This is a genomic window from Kitasatospora sp. NPDC033851, from assembly GCF_055576085.1.
Map to the genome: position 1 here is coordinate 537,422 of NZ_JBVIRL010000002.1, position 18,754 is coordinate 556,175.

The following is an 18,754-nucleotide window of genomic DNA, read 5'->3' on the forward strand; positions in this document are numbered from 1 at the left end:
CGCGCGGTTCGCTACCGGCAGGTACGGGCGTTGTTAACGGCCGGTAACCGCACCCCAGCGGCTCAGACCCGCAGGTCGGGCACCTGCTCGCCGGTGGACAGGCCCAGCGTGCGGCGGATGTCCACGGACACCGGCACCGTCTTGGCCACCAGCGCCCTGGCCCGGCGGATGTCACCCTCCGGGTCGTTGCCGGAGGCCGCGGTGTCCCAGGCCGCGGCCGCCTGCGACTGGGCCTCGACCAGCTTGGCGATCTTCGGCCGGACGTCGGCCGGCCAGTCCGTCGTCGGCGCGCCGAGCGCGGCGGCCTCGGCGCGGGAGGCGGCGGCCATCGTGCGGGCCCAGCTCCGGTAGTCGGCCTCGGCGTCGGAGACGTCCTTCTTCGGCTGGTCCAGGTAGGCGTCGTTGAAGCCCCGGAGCGCCTCCAGATAGGCCAGCTGAGGCGCGGTCAGGCTGCGCCGGTCGGTGCGGACGGTGCCCCGGTGCTGGTCGTGGCGGTCCTCGAACGCGCAGGTCGCGTACCGCTCGCCGGACGCCCAGTTGCTCGCGGTCGGGTAGAGGTAGACGTCGTCCATGCCGGCCGGGACGGCCCACTGGTCGAGCGCGTAGTCGTCCAGCACCTTGCGGCACAGCGTGGCGGCCGACTCCCGGACCTCGCTCTCGCCCGGGTAGGGGCCGTTGCTCGCGGGGAACTTGGCGGTGCCGGCCACCTCGCCGTGGTGCGGGTCGGAGCAGGCCACCCGGCGCACCCAGTACACCGTCTCGTCGCCGTCGCCCTCGGCCACCGATCCCCCGTCGGGGGAGCTGTAGCAGTCGCCGGCCTTGAGGGCGGACCAGTGGACGGAGCCGGCCGGGGCCTTCGGGGCCTGGGCGAACCGGCCGCCGTTCGCCCCGCTGAAGTCCCCCGCGCCCAGCAGCAGCGAGAGCAGCACCGTGCCGATCGCGCCGAGCACCACCCCGGTCACCGCCATGCCGAAGCCGCGCTCCTTGCGGCGGTTGATCTGGACCAGCGCCACGATGCCGAACACCAGGGCCAGCGGCGCCACCAGGACCAGGCCGGTCACCAGGGAGCCGACCGCGAAGCCGTTGGTGGCGGCGGGGCCGGGAAACTGCGGGTACGGGTGCCCGGGGCCGGGGAGCTGCGGGGACGGGTGGCCGGGCTGCAGGCCGGGCCGGAAGCCGGACTGGGCGGAGGGCGTGACGGAGGCCCAGCCTCCGGCGGGCAGCGGGTGCGGCGGCTGGGGCGGGGCGGCCGACGGCAGGGGCCCGGCCTGCGGGGGCGTGACGGCGGGCGCGGCGGGCACGGCGGAGAAATCAGGCACGGCCCAGGGGTCGGCGGAGGACACGGGGGCGGGTGCGGCGGGTGCGGCCGGGACCGGCTCGGGTGCCGCCACCGGCTCGGGCTCGGCGTCGGCCGGAGTGGTGGCCGCGGGCTCGTCGGCCTCCTTGCGGAAGTCCACCCGGGGATCCTGGCCCGTCGCCGGCGCCGCCCCGGCCTCGCCGGTGTCCGCCCCCGCGTCCGCCCCGGTCCGCGCGGGCGGCTCCGTCTCCGGGGCGGGCAGCTCGGACTGAGGCTTGGACACGTGGACTCCCCCAACCCGCCGGGGCGGGCATCGGCTCGGCGTTCGGCACCATGGCTCGGACCCGAACGGGCCGGATGTGAACGGTCGCGCGACTTTACCCGATCTTTTCGAACGCCCGCCCGCCCCGGCCGGGGCCCCGTCCGGCCGCTCAGCCGCGGGCCAGGACCTCGCCGTGCAGCATCGAGAACCAGCCGTCCCCGGCGGCGCTCCACTCCCGCCAGCCGGCCGCGATCCGCTCCGGTTCGCCCTGCTCCGCGTAGCCCCGCTCGACCACCGTCCGGCCCAGCGCGGTGCCGGTCACCCGGTCCGCCCACATCCCGCCCCACCAGGCGCGCTGCTCGGGCGTCGCGTACGTCCAGGTGGTGGCGCTCGCGGTGACCTCCGCGAAGCCGGCCGCGCGGGCCCAGGACAGCAGCCGCCGGCCGGCGTCCGGCTCGCCGCCGTTGGCACGGGCGGTCCGCCGGTACAGCTCCAGCCACCGGTCCAGCGCCGGCACCTCGGGGAACCAAGTCATCGAGGCGTAGTCGACGTCCCGGGCCGCGACCACGCCGCCGGGGGCCGCCACCCGCCGCATCTCGCGCAGCGCGGCCACCGGGTCGGCCACGTGCTGCAGCACCTGGTGGGCGTGCACCACGTCGAACTCGCCGTCCCGGTAGGGCAGTCGGTGCACGTCGGCGCGTTCGAAGACGACATTGGACAGCCCGCGCCCGGCCACGTACGCGGCGGCCTGCTCCAGCACCTCGGCGGAGGTGTCCACGGCCACCACCCGGCCGTCCGGGCCGACCAGCTCGGCCAGGTCGGCGGTGATCGTGCCGGGCCCGCAGCCGATGTCCAACAGGGCCTGCCCGGGCCGCAGTTCGGGCAGCAGGTAGGCGGCCGAGTCGGCGGCGGTACGGGAGCGGTGCGAGCGCAGCACCGCCTCCTGGTGGCCGTGGGTGTAGACGGCGGAGGGCTGCGGTCCGGACATGGGATCCCCCTGGGGTGTGGTCGGCTTTCCGTTCTCCTCGACGTCCTCGACGCTACCTCGCGTCCCGCATGTCGAGAAGATCCGTCTCACATGTCGACCATGCGGCATCCCGGCCGCACCCGCCCGCCGTACCGTGGAGGCGCCCCCGACAGAACGGTTCCCGCCCATGCCCGGCCAGCGCCCCTTCGTCCTGCTGAGCGCCGCCGTCTCGCTCGACGGCCACCTCGACGACGCCTCCCCCGACCGGCTGCTGCTCTCCAACGCCGCGGACTTCGACCGGGTGGACGAGGAGCGCGCCGCCGCCGACGCGATCCTGGTCGGCGGCAACACCCTGCGCGCCGACAACCCGCGCCTGCTGGTCAACGACCCCGGCCGCCGGGCCGCCCGACTGGCCGCGGGCCGGCCCGAGTACCCGCTGAAGGTGACCCTCAGCGCGAGCGGCGACCTCGACGCCGGTCTGCGGTTCTGGCACACCGGCGGCACCAAGCTCGCCTACACCACGGACGCCGGGGCGGCGGCGCTGCGCCCCCGGCTGGACGGGCTGGCCGAGGTGGTCGCGCTCGGCGGCGCGGTGGACCTCGGCGCGGTGCTGGACGACCTGGGCGCGCGCGGAGTGCGCCGGCTGATGGTCGAGGGCGGTGGGGGCGTGCACACCCAGTTCCTGGCCGGGGGCCTCGCGGACGAGCTGCAGCTGGCCGTCGCCCCGCTGCTGGTCGGCCAGGCCGAGGCGCCCAGGTTCGTCCGCCCGGCCGCCTTCCCGGGCGGCCCAGCCCGGCGGATGCGCCTGCTGGAGGCACGTACCGTGGGCGACGTCGTCCTGCTCAGGTACGCCCCGAAGGAGCCCGCGCCGTGAACCGCCCCGCGACCACCGACCTCGACCACCTGCGCCGGGCCGTCGAACTCTCCCGCCAGTGCCCGCCGTCCGAGACGGCCTTCTCGGTCGGCGCGGTGATCGTCGGCGCCGACGGCCGGGTGCTGGCGGAGGGCTACAGCCGGGAGGCGGACGCCCACGACCACGCCGAGGAGGCCGCCCTGGCCAAACTCCCGGCCGGCGACCCCCGGCTGCGCGGGGCGACCGTCTACAGCTCGCTGGAGCCCTGCGGGCAGCGCGCCTCGCGGCCGGTACCGTGCGCCCGGCTGCTCATCGCGGCGGGCGTGCCCCGGGTCGTGGTCGCCTGGCGCGAGCCGGACCTGTTCGTCACCGACTGCCAGGGCACCGCCCTGCTGGAGGCGGCCGGGGTCGAGGTGGTCGAGCTGCCGGAGCTGGCCGAGGACGCCCGCGCGGTCAACGCCCACCTGCTCGGCTGAAATGAGGAGAGGGTCGGACTCCACGGAGTCCGACCCTCTCCGGCCTGCCCACCCGCCAAGTCAGGTGACATGCAGTAGCGGCATGATCACACGTTGAAGCGGAACTCCACCACGTCGCCGTCCTGCATGACGTAGTCCTTGCCCTCGATGCGGGCCTTGCCCTTGGAGCGGGCCTCGGCGATGGAGCCGGTCTCGACCAGGTCGGCGAAGGAGATCACCTCGGCCTTGATGAAGCCCTTCTGGAAGTCGGTGTGGATGACACCGGCGGCCTCGGGGGCGGTGGCGCCCTTCTTGATGGTCCAGGCCCGAGTCTCCTTGGGGCCGGCCGTCAGGTAGGTCTGCAGGCCGAGGGTGTCGAAGCCGACCCGGGCGAGGGTGGCCAGACCGGGCTCCTCCTGGCCCATCGACTGGAGGAGCTCCAGGGCCTCGGCGTCGTCGAGCTCGATCAGCTCGGACTCGATCTTGGCGCTCAGGAAGATCGCCTCGGCCGGGGCGACCAGCTCGCGCTGGGCGTTCTTGAAGTCCTCGTCGGCCAGCTCGTCCTCGTCCACGTTGAAGACGTAGAGGAAGGGCTTGGCGGTCAGCAGGTGCAGCTCGCGGATCGGGGTGGTGTCGAAGCCGGCCTCGAAGAGCGTCTTGCCGGTCTCCAGGACCGCCTGCGCGGCCTCGGCGGCGGCCAGCACCGGGGCGGTGTCCTTCTTGAGGCGCGCCTCCTTCTGCAGCCGCGGCAGGACCTTCTCGACGGTCTGGAGGTCGGCCAGGATCAGCTCGGTGTGGATGGTCTCGATGTCGTCCTTGGGCGACACCTTGCCGTCCACGTGCACCACGTCCGGGTCGGTGAAGGCGCGCACGACCTGGCAGATCGCGTCCGACTCACGGATGTTGGCGAGGAACTTGTTGCCCAGGCCCTCGCCCTCGCTGGCACCACGCACGATGCCGGCGATGTCGACGAAGTCGACGGTGGCCGGAAGGATGCGCTGCGAGCCGAAGATCTCGGCGAGCTTGGCCAGCCGCGCGTCCGGGACGCCGACCACGCCGACGTTCGGCTCGATGGTGGCGAACGGGTAGTTGGCCGCCAGCACGTCGTTCTTGGTCAGGGCGTTGAACAGGGTCGACTTGCCGACGTTCGGCAGACCGACGATTCCGATCGTGAGCGACATGAAGCGCAGTCCCGGGGGCTTGGAGGAGTTGGGTCGGCACCGTACGGGCCGACCCCCAAGTCTACGGGCAGCGCCCGCGCCGCCTCACGCCTCGGTCGCCGCCGCCCGGGGCTCCAGGAACTCCAGCCGGTTGCCCAGGTTGTCGGCGGCGTGGAAGCGCCGGTGGCCGGGCAGGTTGTCGTCCCAGAGCACCTCGTGGCCGTGCACGGTGAGGCGCTCTGCCAGCGCGTCCAGCGAACCCACCAGGATGCCGGGGTGCCCCTTGCGGGACGGACGGAAGTCCGGGGTCACACCCAGGTGCACCTCGACCCCGCCGCCGCGGAACCAGCAGCCGCCGCGGGCGGCCAGCACCGGGGGCTTCTCCAGCTCGGCCATGCCGAGCACGCCGGACCAGAACGCGCGGCACTCGTCCTCGGCTCCGGCCGGGATGTCGAGCTGGACGTGGTCGAGTCGTTCGAACGTGAAATCGGTCATGCGGAGCCCCCGTGTCATCACCTGACGAACATGCCGTGTCGACTCGGCCGGGCAGATCAGCCCACTTGAGCGACGATCACATGACTACGCCACCCGGAGACACGGGACAAGCCCTGAACGGTCCATTACACAGTGTGGCGATGATCGGACCGTACGTTGGGCAGGTGGAGCAGAGCATTCGAACCCAGCCGCCAGGGCCCAGACGCCGTCCGCCGAACGGCGCGGCCGCAGCCGCCGTCCCCGGTCCAGGCCGGGCTCCCGAGACCGCCGGGTCCGCCCCCGCCTCCCGCCTGCGCCCGGTGGCCGGCTCGGCCGGACCCGCCCGCCCGGCCGCCCCGCGGCTGCGCCTGCCGCTGCGCGGGCGCGGCGACGAGCAGCTGTACGGGCGGCGCCGGACCGGTCGGCCGACCCGACTGACGGCCATCGGCGCCGGCGTGGTCGCCGTCCTGGCCACGCTCGCGGTGGCGGGCCTGGACCGGCTGCTCTTCGACGACCTGAACTGGCTGTTCGGCCTCGGCTACCTGGTGGTCTGCTTCCAGCTGGCCGTCCGGGTCCGCTACGTCGACCTGCTGGCCGCGCCGATCAGCGGGCCGATCGCCTTCGCCCTGGCGCTGCTGCTGCTCGCGCCGGTCGGCTCCTCGGGCGTCACCGCCCAGGTGGTCTCGCTGGCGACCGGGCTCGCCCTGCGGGCCGGCTGGCTCTTCTCCGGCACCGGGCTCGCCGCGCTGATCGTGCTCGCCCGCTTCGTCGCCCAGCGCCGGATCCACCGCTCCCGCTGAGTCACGGCGGGGAGCACCGGGAGCGGGCCTCAGCCCGCCGCCCGGGCGGCCGCCATGGCGGCGCCGACGATGCCCGCGTCGTTGCGCAGCTCGGCCGGCACCACCCGCGCCTCGCGGTCCCTCAGTAGCGGCAGGAACTTCTCGTGCTTGCGGCTCACCCCGCCGCCGATCACGATCAGCTGCGGCGAGAACAGCATCTCCACCAGGTCCAGGTACTCGTCGACCCGCCCGGCCCACTGCTCCCAGTCCAGCCCGTGCCGCTCCTTGGCGGCCGAGGAGGCCCGGCGCTCGGCGTCCTTGCCGCGCAGTTCCAGGTGGCCCAGCTCGGTGTTGGGCACCAGCGCGCCGTCCACGAAGAGCGCGCTGCCGATGCCGGTGCCGAAGGTGAGGACCAGGACGACCCCCGGCTGCTCCCGGCCCGCGCCGTGCGTCAGCTCGGCGAGCCCGGCCGCGTCCGCGTCGTTGAGGACGGTGGTCGGCAGGTCCAGCGCCTCGCGGAACAGTCCCTCGGCGTCCACGCCGATCCAGCCCTTGTCCACATTGGCCGCGGTCCTGGTCCGGCCGCCGACCACCACGCCGGGGAAGGTCAGCCCGACCGGGCCCCGGTGGTCGAAGGCGCGGACCACCTCGCACACGGCGGCGACCACGGCCTCGGGGGCGGACGGCTGCGGGGTGAGCACCTTGTGCCGCTCCGCGGCGAGCACACCCCGGGCGAGGTCGACCGGTGCGCCCTTGATGCCCGAGCCGCCGATGTCCACGCCGAATACCGCCGTCATCACGTCCGCCCTCCGCCGTGGCCGCGGACCCGCTTGTCCACAGCCTGTGAACAAAACTACGAGAGGGCACCCGCGCCCGCACAGCAGAACCACACGACAGGAAGCCACACGACGCAAGGCCACACGACGGAAGGGCCGGTACCCCCGCGCGGGGGTACCGGCCCTTCCGGAGTGGTCAGAGCTTGCCGGCCGCCTCGGCGCGCAGGTCACGGCGCAGTTCCTTGGGCAGCGAGAAGATCAGGTGCTCCTCGGCGGTCTTGACCGTCTCCACCGTGTCGTAACCGCGCGCGGCCAGGTACTCGAGCACGCCCTCGACCAGGATCTCCGGGACCGAGGCGCCGCTGGTCAGGCCGACGGTGCCGACGCCCTCCAGCCACTCCTCCCGGATCTCCTCGGCGAAGTCCACCAGGTGGGCGGCCTTGGCGCCGTACTCCAGGCCGACCTCGACCAGGCGGACCGAGTTGGAGGAGTTCTTGGAGCCGACCACGATCAGCAGGTCGGTCTCGGGGGCCATCTGCTTGACCGCGACCTGGCGGTTCTGGGTCGCGTAGCAGATGTCGTCGCTGGGCGGGCTGACCAGTGCCGGGAAGCGCTTCTTCAGCTCGCCGACGGTGGCCATGGTCTCGTCCACCGACAGGGTGGTCTGGGACAGCCAGACGACCCGGGACTCGTCCCGGACCTGCACGTTGGCGACGTCCTCGGCGCCGTCCACCAGGTGGATCCGGTCCGGGGCCTCGCCCATGGTGCCGATGACCTCCTCGTGGCCCTCGTGGCCCACCAGCAGGATGTCGAAGCCCTCGTCGGCGAAGCGCACGGCCTCCTTGTGCACCTTGGTGACCAGCGGGCAGGTGGCGTCGACGGTGGCGAGCTTGCCGGCCCGCGCCTCGTCGTGGACGGACGGGGCGACGCCGTGCGCCGAGAAGACCACGATCGAGCCCTCGGGCACCTCCTCCGTCTCGTCGACGAAGATCGCGCCCTTCTTCTCCAGGGTCTGCACCACGTACTTGTTGTGGACGATCTGCTTGCGGACGTAGATGGGCGCCCCGTACTGCTCCAGGGCCTTCTCCACGGCGATCACGGCGCGGTCGACACCCGCGCAGTAGCCCCGGGGGGCGGCGAGCAGGACACGGCGCTGCGCGGTGTTGGACATGGCTCCATCGTACGGGCGGCCGCGGGCGGCGCCTGCCGCGGCCGCGAGCCGCGCCGACGGCGGGCATTTTCCATACCGACCCGCTCATAAGTGATCAAATGTGGTGTTTATGAGCTCTGTGAGCGATCAGGCGACGCCAAGCGGTCTGCGCCGCAGCCTGGGCGTCCGCGATCTGATGGTCTACGGACTGCTGTTCATCGCCCCGATGGCCCCGGTCGGCGTGTTCGGCGTGCTGGACGCCAAGAGCCACGGGGCCGTCGCCACGGTCTACCTGGCCGCGACGGTGGCGATGGGCTTCACCGCCTTCTCGTACGCCCAGATGGTGCGCGCGGTGCCGCAGACCGGCTCGGTGTTCGCCTACGCGCGGGCCGGGCTGGGCGAGGGGCCGGGGTTCATCGCCGGGTGGATGGCGATGCTCGACTACCTGCTGATCCCGGCGGTGGCCTACCTGTTCTCCGGGATCGCGCTGCACTCGCTGGTGCCGGGCGTCTCGCGCTGGCTGTGGACGGCGATCGCGGTCGTGGTGACCACCGCGCTCAACCTGGTCGGGGTGCGGACGGCGGCGGTGGTCGGCTTCGCGGTGCTCGCGATGGAGATCGTGGTGCTGCTGGTGTTCATGGCGGCGGCCGTGGTGGCACTGGTCCAGGACGGCGCCCGGCGCGGCTGGGACACCCCGTTCACAGCCGTCGGCGGCTTCTCGCTGACGGCCGTGATCTCGGCGGTGTCCGTCGCGGTGCTCTCCTACCTGGGCTTCGACGCGATCGCGACCTTCGTCGAGGAGGCGGTCGGCGCCTCGGCGGCAGTGGCCCGCGCGGTGCTCTGGTGCCTGGCACTGGCCGGGGTGCTGTTCGTCGCGCAGACCTACCTGGCGGCGGTGCTGGAGCCGATGGGCCCCCAGCAGCTGGCCGCCGACCCGGCGGCGCAGGGCTCGGCCTTCTACGACACCGTGGAGAGCGGCATCGGGCACTGGCTGCACGTGCTGGTGGCGAGCAGCAAGGCGATCGGCGCGGCCTTCGCGGCCCTGGCCGGGCAGGCCGCGGCCGGGCGGCTGGTCTTCGCGATGGCCCGGGAGGGACGGCTGCCGCGCGTCCTCGGCTCGGTCGACCCGACCAGCGCGGTGCCGCGCCGGGCACTGCTGGCGGCCGCCGTGATCACCATGGCGGCGGCGGTCTGGGCGGCGAACCGGGACGACGGGCTGGACCAGCTGACCTCCGTGGTGAACATGGGCGCGCTGACCGCCTTCGCGCTGCTGCACGCCTCGGTGATCGGCTGGTACACGGTGCGGCACGGCTCGCGGGACCGGCTGCGCCACCTGGTCGTCCCGCTGCTCGGGATCGCGGTGATCGGCGCGGTGGTCTACGAAGCCTCGACCACCGCGCAGCTCGTCGGACTGATCTGGCTGGCGGCCGGCCTGGTGGTGCTGGGCGTCCAGGGTTCCCCGGGACCTGTCGGCGGACGCCGCTAGCCTCGTACGCATGGCCAACACCAGCTCCCCCGAAACCCCGCTCCCGGTCGGCAAGGTCTCCGCGCTGATCGGCGGCTGGATCGACCGGCTCGGCGCGGTGTGGGTGGAGGGGCAGATCACCCAGCTCAGCCGCCGGCCCGGGGCGGGCGTGGTGTTCCTCACCCTGCGCGACCCGCAGGCAGACGTGTCACTCACCGTGACCTGCTTCCGCTCGGTGTTCGACCAGGTCGCGGACGTCGTGCAGGAGGGCGCCCGGGTCGTCGTGCACGCCAAGCCGGAGTGGTACGCGGCGCGCGGGCAGCTGTCGCTGCGCGCCTCGGAGATCCGGCCGGTCGGGCTGGGCGAGCTGCTGGCCCGGCTGGAGCAGCTGAAGCGGCGGCTCGCCGGGGAGGGGCTGTTCGCGGCCGAGCGCAAGAAGCCGCTGCCGTTCCTGCCGCAGTGCGTCGGGCTGGTCACCGGGCGCGGCTCGGCGGCCGAGCGGGACGTGCTGGAGAACGCCCGGCGGCGCTGGCCGGCCGTCCGCTTCGAGGTCCGCAACGTCCCGGTGCAGGGGGTCAGCGCGGTGGAGCGGGTGAGCGCGGCGGTGCGGGAGCTGGACGAGCACCCCGAGGTCGACGTGATCATCGTGGCCCGCGGCGGCGGCAGCGTGGAGGACCTGCTGCCGTTCTCGGACGAGGGGCTGGTGCGGCTGGTCGCGGCCGCCCGGACACCGGTGGTCAGCGCGATCGGGCACGAGCCGGACCAGCCGCTGCTGGACTTCGTCGCCGACCTGCGCGCCTCCACCCCGACCGATGCCGCCAAACGGGTGGTTCCGGACGTCGGCGAGGAGCTGGCCAAGGTCCGCCAGCTGCGCGACCGCGCCCGGCGGCACGTGCTGGCCCGGGTCGAACGCGAGCAGCACGGGCTGGACGGGCTGCGCAGCCGCCCGTCGCTGGCCGCCCCGCACCGAATGCTGGACGGGCGCGGCCAGGAGGTGGAGGGCCTGCTGGAGCGGGCCCGACGCACCCTGCGGCACCGGCTGGACCACGCCCAGAGCGACCTCGGGCACACCCTCGCCCGGGTGGTCGCGCTCTCCCCGGCGGCCACCCTGGAGCGCGGCTACGCGGTGCTCCAGCGGGCGGACGGCGCGGTGGTGACCGACCCGGCGCAGGTCGCGCCCGGTGAGGGGCTGCACGCCCGGGTGGCGGGCGGCGGTTTGAACGTCGTTGCGGCCGAGGCCGCCGGGGCCGAGGAAGGGTAGCGCTGTCCGTCCCACCGCCTACGCTGGCACGCATGGCAGAGCAGCAGGGACAGCAGGAGCAGCAGGACGCGGCGGCGCCGAACCCGGACGACGCGCTGGGCTACGAGCACGCCCGGGACGCGCTGCTGGAGGTCGTCCGGCAGCTGGAGAACGGCGGGACGCCGCTGGAGGAGTCGCTGGCCCTGTGGGAGCGCGGCGAGCAGCTGGCCAAGGTGTGCCAGCGGTGGCTGGACGGCGCCCGCGCCCGGCTGGACGCCGCGCTGGCCGCCGAGGAGGACGGGGCCCCGGGCGACCGGTGAGGAGGACCGCCGGGAGTGACGCGAGTCACATCCACTTGGGGAATCGTTGAATATTCACCTATGTTGGATGGAGTGATCGGCCGCAGCCGGTCACCCCGACGAACCCCCTCCCGCATGAGGTGCAGAAGCATGACCACCGACGCCCTGGTACTCGACGCCGCCGCTCAGGACCTGCTGTTCCGCGACGCCCGCACCGCGAACACCTTCACCGACGAGCCGGTCTCCGAGGAGCAGGTCCAGGCCATCCACGACCTGGTCAAGTACGGTCCGACCGCCTTCAACGGGCAGCCGCTGCGCGTCGTCCTGGTCCGCTCGGCCGAGGGCCGCGAGCGCCTCGTCCGGCACATGGCCGACGGCAACAAGGCCAAGACCTCGACCGCCCCGCTGGTCGCCGTCCTGGCCGCGGACAACGAGTTCCACGAGGAGCTGCCGACCCAGCTCCCGCACTTCCCGCAGGCCAAGGACGTGTTCTTCGCCGAGCGCCCGGTCCGCGAGCAGTCCGCCCGCCTGAACGGCGCCCTGCAGGCCGCCTACTTCATCATCGGCGTGCGCGCCGCCGGCCTGGCCGCCGGCCCGATGACCGGCTTCGACGCCGAGGGCATCAACAAGGAGTTCTTCACCGACGGCGAGCACTCGGTGCTGGCCGTGGTCAACATCGGCAAGCCGGGCGACGAGGCCTGGTTCCCGCGTGCGCCGCGCCTGGAGTACGACCAGGTCGTCACCACGGTCTGACGCGCCGATGCGCGAGGGCCCCGCACCGGTTCGTCCGGTGCGGGGCCCTTCGGCGTTCCTGCGGGCCGGCGCTACTTGAGCGCCTGCGCCAGCTCGGCCAGTTCCTCGTAGGAGGCGGTGCCGGTGAGCAGGGTGGTCCCGGAGCCGGTCTGCGCGGTCAGCGCGCGGGCCTTCTCGCCCTGGACCCGGTCCCAGGTGCGGCCGGCCACGTCGGAGGTGCCGTCCGCCTTGCCGCCGGCGACCTTGTCGGCGACCAGCGAGTCGCGCGGCGCGTCGCTCTGCTCGACCGCCGCGTACTGGCCGGAGGGCGTCACGAAGCCCAGGTGCCAGGCGTTGCCCTTGCCGTTGTTCTGGTCCGCCGGCCGGTAGCTGACCGAGGTGGCCCGCCACTTGTCGGACAGCCCGTCCGGGGAGAGCAGCGGGTAGGGAGCGGCGCGCTTGGCGGTGGCCGCGGCCACCTTGTACTCGACCACGTGCACCCCGTCGCCGTTGGCGTCGTGCGGGAGGAACAGGTACCCGATCCAGACGACGAAACCGACCGCCAGCATCGACAGGACCATGTCCCGTACGGTCTGGCGGCCCCTCATGCCCTTGCTGTCTGCAGCCACCCCCACATGGTGACTCATCCACATTCCGGTGCGGCCACCCGGGGTGCCCACGTACGGGTGAACCAGGACGAACCGGAGCTTTCGCCCCGGCAGCGCGACCCGCGCCACAGACAGTCATCTCGTGGGCAGATACGATCGCAGGACCCTCACCACGGCGTTCGACCAGGCAGTAGTCGGGCGCTTACTGGCCGTCGCGTACAGAGAGGTAACGACGATGACCGCGCAGTACCCGCACCACCTTCCCAGCGCCCTGGAGGTCGCGCCCGAGGCTCCGGACCGGAACCTCGCGCTCGAGCTCGTCCGGGTCACCGAGGCGGCCGCCATGGCCGCCGGCCGGTGGGTCGGCCGTGGCGACAAGAACGGCGCGGACGGCGCGGCCGTCAAGGCCATGCGCACCCTCGTCTCGACCGTCTCGATGAACGGCGTCGTCGTCATCGGCGAGGGCGAGAAGGACGAAGCCCCGATGCTCTACAACGGCGAGCGGGTCGGCGACGGCACCGGCGCCGAGTGCGACGTCGCCGTGGACCCGGTGGACGGCACCACCCTCACCGCCAAGGGCATGAACAACGCCGTGGCCGTGCTGGCGGTGGCCGACCGCGGCACCATGTTCGACCCCAGCGCCGTGTTCTACATGGACAAGCTGGTGGCCGGCCCGGAGGCCGCCGAGTTCGTCGACATCACCGCCCCGGCGGCGGTGAACATCCGCCGGGTCGCCAAGGCCAAGGGCAGCGCCGTCGAGGACGTCACCGTCGTCGTACTCGACCGCCCGCGCCACGACGGCCTGGTCCGGGAGATCCGCGAGGCGGGCGCCCGGATCAAGTTCATCTCCGACGGCGACGTGGCCGGGGCCATCATGGCCGCCCGCGAGGGCACCGGCGTCGACCTGCTGATGGGCATCGGCGGCACCCCGGAGGGCATCATCGCGGCCTGCGCGATGAAGTGCATGGGCGGCGTGATCCAGGGCCGGCTGTGGCCCAAGGACGACGCCGAGCGGCAGAAGGCCCTGGACGCCGGCCACGACCTGGACCGCGTGCTCACCACCGACGACCTGGTCAGCGGCGAGAACGTGTTCTTCGTCGCCACCGGCATCACCGACGGCGAGCTGCTGCGCGGTGTGCACTACCGCTCGGAGACCGCCACCACCAGCTCGCTGGTGATGCGCTCCAAGAGCGGCACGATCCGCGAGATCCACTCCACCCACAAGCTCTCGAAGCTGCGGGCCTACAGCGCGATCGACTTCGACCGCGCCAACTGACGCCCGGCGAACGGCGCATCCTGCGGACAGCAGGCAGCGGCCCCGGCGGAATCCCCTTCCGCCGGGGCCGCGGCACGTCCGGCCCCGGGCCGCCGGGCCCCCGGTGCCCGGTCCCGGGGTCTTCGACCCGCCGTCACCCCGCCATCCGTCACCCGGCTATCCGGCGCCCCGCGGACGCCGTCACCCGGCCCGTCTCGATCAGCTCCGCGTCCCGGCGGCGGCGCCGGGCCAGCACCACCCGCCGCTCGGCGGCCGTCAGCCCGCCCCAGACGCCGTACGGCTCCGGCTGGGCCAGCGCGTGCTCGCGGCACTCCAGCAGCACCGGGCAGCGGGCACAGACCTGCTTGGCCTGCTCCTCACGGGACAACCGGGCCGCCGTCGGCTCCTTGGACGGCGCGAAGAACAGCCCCGCCTCGTCCCGTCGGCACGCCGCACCGGTGTGCCAGGGATTGTCCTCACCCGCGGGGGCACCCGCCGGGCCGCCCGGGGGCTGCGGCTGCGGGCGGACGTCGGGGCGGCGCTCCAGCAGCTGCGCGGCGGCGACTGGCGAGGTGGTGCGGGACTCGATCGGATGCAGCACGGCCGTACTCCTGACGAGGCTCTCGGACACGGGGGAACCCTCGCTCCCCTGCCCGGCTGCGAGCCCCCGCTGTCCAACCCCCCGGAACGGCCGCTCGGCCGCCTCCGGTGCGCAGCCGTGCAAGAAGCGATGTGCGGAAGGAACTACCCCGCCCGGCCGCGATTCATGCACACTGCACGCAATCGACTACGGAGTGCACTGGCCGCAACGTCGAGCGCCCGACCGCGAGTTGATCCACGGCCGGGCGCGGTGCTGGGCAACAGGGGCTAGTCGGTGCCGAGTTGGCGGCGCGCCCACTCTTTGAGCTTCTTGCCCCGGCGCGGCTTGGCGGTGCAACCACCGAACAGCGCAAGGCCCTTGACCCGGACAACCGGAGCGTACGGGTCCGCCGCGGTCTGCTCACGGACGTCGAAACCGCCGAACAGACCGACCCCCGCACCCTGCAGGCTGACGTTCTCCGGCACCCGGACGTCGACCCCGCCGAACATCGCCATGACCACGATCTCCACCTCGGGGGACTCGAAGACGGCGTCGCTCAGGTCGATCTCCACCCCGCCGAACGCGGCGAAGGCCTTCAGGTGCGAACCCACCCGCCAGCGGCCCTTGCGGGACGCACCGCCGAAGATCGCCACCACCGCCGGCGACTCCTGCCGCGCGGGCGGCTGGGGCGTCGCGGCCGCCGCACCCAGCGGCTGCTTCTCGAAGGACAGCGGGCGGGGCGACAGGTCCCGGGTCAGCGGCATCAGGTCGCCGAAGGTCTTGGCACCGTACGCGGCCTCGATGCGCTCCGCGTGCTCGTCCGCGTCCAGGCGGCCCTCGGCGTAGGCGTCCCGCAGCACTTCCGCGATCCGCTCGCGGTCGGCGTCCGAGACACGCATCTCCGCCTCCGCCACCGGCGCGTGCGACGGCTGCGGCGTGGCCTCGGGCCTTGCGTCAGGCTTGAGTTCAGGCTTGCTTTCAGGCGCGGACCCCCGCTTGGGCTCCGGCTCGAGTTCGGACTTGGTCATCGGTACGGGCGCCGGCACCGGCTGCCCCGGATCGTCGTGCGACGGCGAGTTGTCCACGGGCCCAGCCTAGTCGCTCGCACTCCAGCCCGAGTGAGCCCGGTCACGCAAGGCTGACCTGTCCGCATGCCGACTCCGACCGGGTCCTACCCTGGATGGTGCTTCGCCGACGCAGCCGGATCACTGGATAGCTAAGGACCGCCCCGATGGCTCCCACGCCAGACTTCGAGTACAGCGACCTGCTCCCCCTGGGCGCTGACCCGACCCCGTACCGCAAGCTCACCTCCGAAGGTGTCTCCACCTTCGAGGCGGGCGGTCGCACCTTCCTCCAGGTCGAGCCCGAGGCCCTGCGGCTGCTCACGGCCGAGGCGATGCACGACATCTCGCACTACCTGCGCCCGGCCCACCTCGCCCAGCTGCGCCGCATCCTGGACGACCCGGAGGCCAGCCCCAACGACCGCTTCGTCGCGCTCGACCTGCTGAAGAACGTCAACATCTCGGCCGGCGGCATCCTCCCGATGTGCCAGGACACCGGCACCGCGATCGTCATGGGCAAGCGCGGCCAGAACGTGCTCACCCCGGGCAGCGACGAGTCCGCCATCGCGCGCGGCGTGTACGACGCGTACACCAAGCTCAACCTGCGCTACTCCCAGATGGCCCCGGTGACCATGTGGGACGAGAAGAACACCGGCAACAACCTGCCGGCCCAGATCGAGCTGTACGCCACCGACGGCGACGCGTACAAGTTCCTCTTCATGGCCAAGGGCGGCGGCTCCGCCAACAAGTCGTACCTGTACCAGGAGACCAAGGCCATCCTGAACGAGGCGAGCATGCTCTCGTTCCTGGAGCAGAAGATCCGCTCCCTCGGCACCGCGGCCTGCCCGCCGTACCACCTGGCCATCGTGATCGGCGGCACCAGCGCCGAGTTCGCGCTGAAGACCGCCAAGTACGCCTCGGCGCACTACCTCGACAACCTGCCGACCTCCGGCGACGCCAAGACCGGCCACGGCTTCCGCGACCTGGAGCTGGAGCAGAAGGTCACCGAGCTGACCCAGAAGATCGGCATCGGCGCCCAGTTCGGCGGCAAGTACTTCTGCCACGACGTGCGCGTGGTGCGCCTGCCCCGCCACGGCGCCTCGCTGCCGGTCGCCATGGCCGTCTCCTGCTCCGCCGACCGCCAGGCGCTGGGCAAGATCACCGCCGAGGGCGTCTTCCTGGAGCAGCTGGAGACCGACCCGGCGAAGTACCTGCCGGACACCACCGACGAGCACCTCGACGACGACGTGGTGCGCGTCGACCTCGACCAGCCGATGTCCGCGATCCGCGCCGAGCTCTCCAAGTACCCGGTGAAGACCCGCCTCTCGCTCACCGGCACCCTGGTCGTCGCCCGCGACATCGCCCACGCCAAGATCAAGGAGCGCCTGGACGCCGGCGAGGGCATGCCCAAGTACCTGCAGGACCACCCGGTCTACTACGCGGGCCCGGCCAAGACCCCCGAGGGCTACGCCTCCGGCTCCTTCGGCCCGACCACGGCCGGCCGGATGGACTCCTACGTCGACCAGTTCCAGGCGGCCGGCGGCTCCATGGTCATGCTCGCCAAGGGCAACCGCAGCAAGCAGGTCACCGACGCCTGCGCCCAGCACGGCGGCTTCTACCTCGGCTCCATCGGCGGCCCCGCGGCCCGCCTCGCCCAGGACTGCATCAAGAAGGTCGAGGTGCTGGAGTACGCCGAGCTCGGCATGGAGGCCGTCTGGCGCATCGAGGTCGAGGACTTCCCCGCGTTCATCGTGGTGGACGACAAGGGCAACGACTTCTTCCGCGAGACCACCGAGGGCCCGCTGATCACCAACCTCCGCGTCCGCTCCAAGGAGTAGCCACACCCGGTTCCACCCACCGCCCCGGTCGCACCCACCGCGACCGGGGCGGTTTTCGTGTGGCTGTCGCGTGGCACCCGGTACTGACAACTCGCGCACAGGCTGGTGTACCGCGCCGACGAGAAGGAAGTGAAGATCCTCAAGGCTCGCTACCACTACGGGTGACAGGCACCGACCGGTCCGGCGCCGCTCAGGCGTCGAAGTCGTATTCCAGGACGTAGGAGGCGGCGTCCAGGATCATCTCGTTGAGTTCGACGACCTGGCCCTCGTCGGCGAAGGCGGTGCGGCAGATCAGGATCACCGGGGTGCCGGCGGACAGTTCCAGGCGGGTGGCCTCCTCCCCGCTGGGCATCCGGGAGCGGACCTCCTCGCGGAAGTGCACGGGCTTGGCGCCGATCTCGGCCAGCCGGGCGTAGGTGCCGCCCGGGCCGGTGTCCTCGCGGGTGATGGGGGTGCCGGCGACCAGGACGGCGGGCAGGTAGGAGGTGGAGAGCAGCACCGGCTTGCCGTCCAGGACGAAGCGGCGGTGCCGTACGCACATAGGGGCGCCCGGGTCCACCCCGAGCACCCGGGCCACGTGTTCGAGCGCGCCCTGCTCGGCAACGGACACCTGGTCGACCACCAGGGACCGGTTGTCGATGTCCGCCGACCATATCGACCGGCCGGACCCCCACTGCCCCTGCGCCAGCCGCTGGATGCCGCGCCGGCGCAGCGGCCGGAAGTCCCGGACGAACACCCCGGCGCCGCGGCGCGCCTCGGCGATGCCCTCGCTCTGCAGCACGCCCAGCGCCTGGCGGGCGGTCATCCGGGCCACGCCGTACTCGTCCATGAGGTCGTTCTCGCCGGGCAGGCGGTCGCCGGCGCGGTAGAGGCCGGTGTCGATGGCCGCCTTCAGCGCTTCGGCGATCCGCTGGTACTTGGGCTGCTTGTCGCCTCTGCTGCCGGTCATCACCGCTCCCTCTGCCTCGGACAAATCGTAGGCGCGCCCGCGGCCGCTAGTAAGGAGATACGACCGTTGACATCTCTAGAGATATTAGCTTCTCTAGAGATGTCGGCCAGTCGCCTTCCGGAGCGAGGAGCACAGCGGTGAGCATCCGACAGCGCAACGCCTCGGCCTACCGACCGAACGCGGGTGAACTCGTCCTCGACCGGAGGACCGGACGCACCGGCATCTACATGGACACCATCGGCGGCGAGCACTACCTGCGCCCCGAGGGCGGCGGCCGCGAATGGACCGCCGAACCGAACCACGTCTCGCCCGTTCCCGGACCCCGCGATTCCGCCTGAATGAGTTCGGCCTCGGTAATTCCGGCGAAATCCGTGCGAACGGCTACATTCCGGACCCTGCTATCCCCCCGGTGAATCCGGAATTCCGGAACGCCCCGCGCACGCCGCCGGGCACGTTACGGATAACGCCGGTCACCATGTGTGTACCGGGGGCGGGAATCCGCCACCGGCGCACCAGCACACGAACTGGCGTGCACATAACCGACAGCGCCCCCG

The 18,754-nt window shown here is 72.8% G+C and carries 18 protein-coding genes and 2 pseudogenes; 10 read left to right on the forward strand and 10 right to left on the reverse strand.

Going from position 1 to position 18,754, the window contains the following annotated elements; all coding sequences use genetic code 11:
• Nucleotides 1-62: 62 nt before the first annotated feature.
• Together ACZ51D_RS05565 and ACZ51D_RS05570 are read right to left on the reverse strand one after the other, a co-directional pair.
• The gene (locus ACZ51D_RS05565) at nucleotides 63-1,580 is read right to left on the reverse strand and encodes a DUF4190 domain-containing protein (protein ID WP_465661284.1); all 1,518 of its coding nucleotides are present in this window, start codon (nucleotides 1,578-1,580) and stop codon (nucleotides 63-65) included.
• A 148-nt stretch (nucleotides 1,581-1,728) separates the two neighbouring features.
• Nucleotides 1,729-2,547: a methyltransferase domain-containing protein gene (locus ACZ51D_RS05570; RefSeq protein WP_465616817.1), complete on the reverse strand. Its 819-nt coding sequence runs from the start codon at nucleotides 2,545-2,547 to the stop codon at nucleotides 1,729-1,731.
• A gap of 166 nt (nucleotides 2,548-2,713) precedes the next feature.
• On the opposite strand from ACZ51D_RS05570, the pseudogene ACZ51D_RS05575 reads away from it, so the two are divergent.
• A pseudogene (locus ACZ51D_RS05575) lies at nucleotides 2,714-3,855 on the forward strand (dihydrofolate reductase family protein).
• 86 nt (nucleotides 3,856-3,941) lie between these two features.
• Here the strand turns inward: ACZ51D_RS05575 and ychF are convergent.
• Both ychF and ACZ51D_RS05585 read right to left on the reverse strand, forming a co-directional pair.
• The gene (ychF, locus tag ACZ51D_RS05580) at nucleotides 3,942-5,015 is read right to left on the reverse strand and encodes a redox-regulated ATPase YchF (RefSeq protein WP_465616815.1); all 1,074 of its coding nucleotides are present in this window, start codon (nucleotides 5,013-5,015) and stop codon (nucleotides 3,942-3,944) included.
• Between the two features lie 84 nt (nucleotides 5,016-5,099).
• Nucleotides 5,100-5,489: a VOC family protein gene (locus tag ACZ51D_RS05585; protein WP_465661286.1), complete on the reverse strand. Its 390-nt coding sequence runs from the start codon at nucleotides 5,487-5,489 to the stop codon at nucleotides 5,100-5,102.
• Between the two features lie 164 nt (nucleotides 5,490-5,653).
• Here ACZ51D_RS05585 and ACZ51D_RS05590 point away from each other — a divergent pair, with 164 nt between their 5' ends.
• The gene (locus tag ACZ51D_RS05590) at nucleotides 5,654-6,268 is read left to right on the forward strand and encodes a DUF6542 domain-containing protein (protein ID WP_360499747.1); all 615 of its coding nucleotides are present in this window, start codon (nucleotides 5,654-5,656) and stop codon (nucleotides 6,266-6,268) included.
• A gap of 29 nt (nucleotides 6,269-6,297) precedes the next feature.
• Here the strand turns inward: ACZ51D_RS05590 and ppgK are convergent, their stop codons facing one another.
• Nucleotides 6,298-7,044, reverse strand: a complete 747-nt coding sequence (gene ppgK, locus ACZ51D_RS05595; RefSeq protein ID WP_465616811.1) for a polyphosphate--glucose phosphotransferase — start codon at nucleotides 7,042-7,044, stop codon at nucleotides 6,298-6,300.
• Between the two features lie 175 nt (nucleotides 7,045-7,219).
• Entirely contained in the window at nucleotides 7,220-8,194 is a 975-nt protein-coding gene (locus tag ACZ51D_RS05600; protein WP_360506570.1) for a 4-hydroxy-3-methylbut-2-enyl diphosphate reductase, read from the reverse strand.
• 109 nt (nucleotides 8,195-8,303) lie between these two features.
• Between ACZ51D_RS05600 and ACZ51D_RS05605 the strand changes: the two genes are divergently transcribed.
• From ACZ51D_RS05605 to ACZ51D_RS05620, 4 genes are all read left to right on the forward strand, one after another.
• Entirely contained in the window at nucleotides 8,304-9,659 is a 1,356-nt protein-coding gene (locus tag ACZ51D_RS05605) for an APC family permease (protein ID WP_465616809.1), read from the forward strand.
• Between the two features lie 10 nt (nucleotides 9,660-9,669).
• The gene (xseA, locus tag ACZ51D_RS05610; protein ID WP_465616807.1) at nucleotides 9,670-10,899 is read left to right on the forward strand and encodes an exodeoxyribonuclease VII large subunit; all 1,230 of its coding nucleotides are present in this window, start codon (nucleotides 9,670-9,672) and stop codon (nucleotides 10,897-10,899) included.
• Nucleotides 10,900-10,931: 32 nt separating this feature from the next.
• The gene (locus tag ACZ51D_RS05615) at nucleotides 10,932-11,198 is read left to right on the forward strand and encodes an exodeoxyribonuclease VII small subunit (RefSeq protein WP_465661287.1); all 267 of its coding nucleotides are present in this window, start codon (nucleotides 10,932-10,934) and stop codon (nucleotides 11,196-11,198) included.
• A 129-nt stretch (nucleotides 11,199-11,327) separates the two neighbouring features.
• The gene (locus ACZ51D_RS05620) at nucleotides 11,328-11,930 is read left to right on the forward strand and encodes a malonic semialdehyde reductase (RefSeq protein WP_465661288.1); all 603 of its coding nucleotides are present in this window, start codon (nucleotides 11,328-11,330) and stop codon (nucleotides 11,928-11,930) included.
• 71 nt (nucleotides 11,931-12,001) lie between these two features.
• Here ACZ51D_RS05620 and ACZ51D_RS05625 read toward each other — a convergent pair whose 3' ends face one another.
• A complete protein-coding gene (locus ACZ51D_RS05625; RefSeq protein WP_360506556.1) occupies nucleotides 12,002-12,538 on the reverse strand; it encodes a DUF4245 domain-containing protein in 537 nt (178 codons plus the stop codon).
• A 214-nt stretch (nucleotides 12,539-12,752) separates the two neighbouring features.
• On the opposite strand from ACZ51D_RS05625, the gene glpX reads away from it, so the two are divergent.
• Nucleotides 12,753-13,793 carry a class II fructose-bisphosphatase gene (gene glpX / locus ACZ51D_RS05630; RefSeq protein WP_360506553.1) on the forward strand — a complete coding sequence of 347 codons (1,041 nt, stop codon included), beginning with the start codon at nucleotides 12,753-12,755 and terminating at the stop codon, nucleotides 13,791-13,793.
• Between the two features lie 148 nt (nucleotides 13,794-13,941).
• Here glpX and ACZ51D_RS05635 read toward each other — a convergent pair whose 3' ends face one another.
• Both ACZ51D_RS05635 and ACZ51D_RS05640 read right to left on the reverse strand, forming a co-directional pair.
• Nucleotides 13,942-14,319, reverse strand: a complete 378-nt coding sequence (locus tag ACZ51D_RS05635) for a WhiB family transcriptional regulator (RefSeq protein ID WP_360506580.1) — start codon at nucleotides 14,317-14,319, stop codon at nucleotides 13,942-13,944.
• Nucleotides 14,320-14,639: 320 nt separating this feature from the next.
• Nucleotides 14,640-15,251 carry a DUF1707 SHOCT-like domain-containing protein gene (locus tag ACZ51D_RS05640; protein WP_360506550.1) on the reverse strand — a complete coding sequence of 204 codons (612 nt, stop codon included), beginning with the start codon at nucleotides 15,249-15,251 and terminating at the stop codon, nucleotides 14,640-14,642.
• Between the two features lie 332 nt (nucleotides 15,252-15,583).
• Between ACZ51D_RS05640 and ACZ51D_RS05645 the strand changes: the two genes are divergently transcribed.
• On the forward strand, nucleotides 15,584-17,251 hold the full coding sequence (locus tag ACZ51D_RS05645) for a fumarate hydratase (RefSeq protein ID WP_360506547.1): 1,668 nt from the start codon (nucleotides 15,584-15,586) through the stop codon (nucleotides 17,249-17,251).
• Between the two features lie 99 nt (nucleotides 17,252-17,350).
• Nucleotides 17,351-17,416: pseudogene (locus ACZ51D_RS05650) on the forward strand (Txe/YoeB family addiction module toxin); the annotation flags it as partial.
• 25 nt (nucleotides 17,417-17,441) lie between these two features.
• Here the strand turns inward: ACZ51D_RS05650 and ACZ51D_RS05655 are convergent.
• Nucleotides 17,442-18,200, reverse strand: a complete 759-nt coding sequence (locus ACZ51D_RS05655) for a GntR family transcriptional regulator (RefSeq protein WP_465661289.1) — start codon at nucleotides 18,198-18,200, stop codon at nucleotides 17,442-17,444.
• Between the two features lie 137 nt (nucleotides 18,201-18,337).
• Between ACZ51D_RS05655 and ACZ51D_RS05660 the strand changes: the two genes are divergently transcribed.
• Nucleotides 18,338-18,538 (forward strand): hypothetical protein, encoded by a 201-nt coding sequence (locus ACZ51D_RS05660; RefSeq protein WP_360506536.1) that lies wholly within the window; start codon nucleotides 18,338-18,340, stop codon nucleotides 18,536-18,538.
• Nucleotides 18,539-18,754 lie beyond the last annotated feature (216 nt).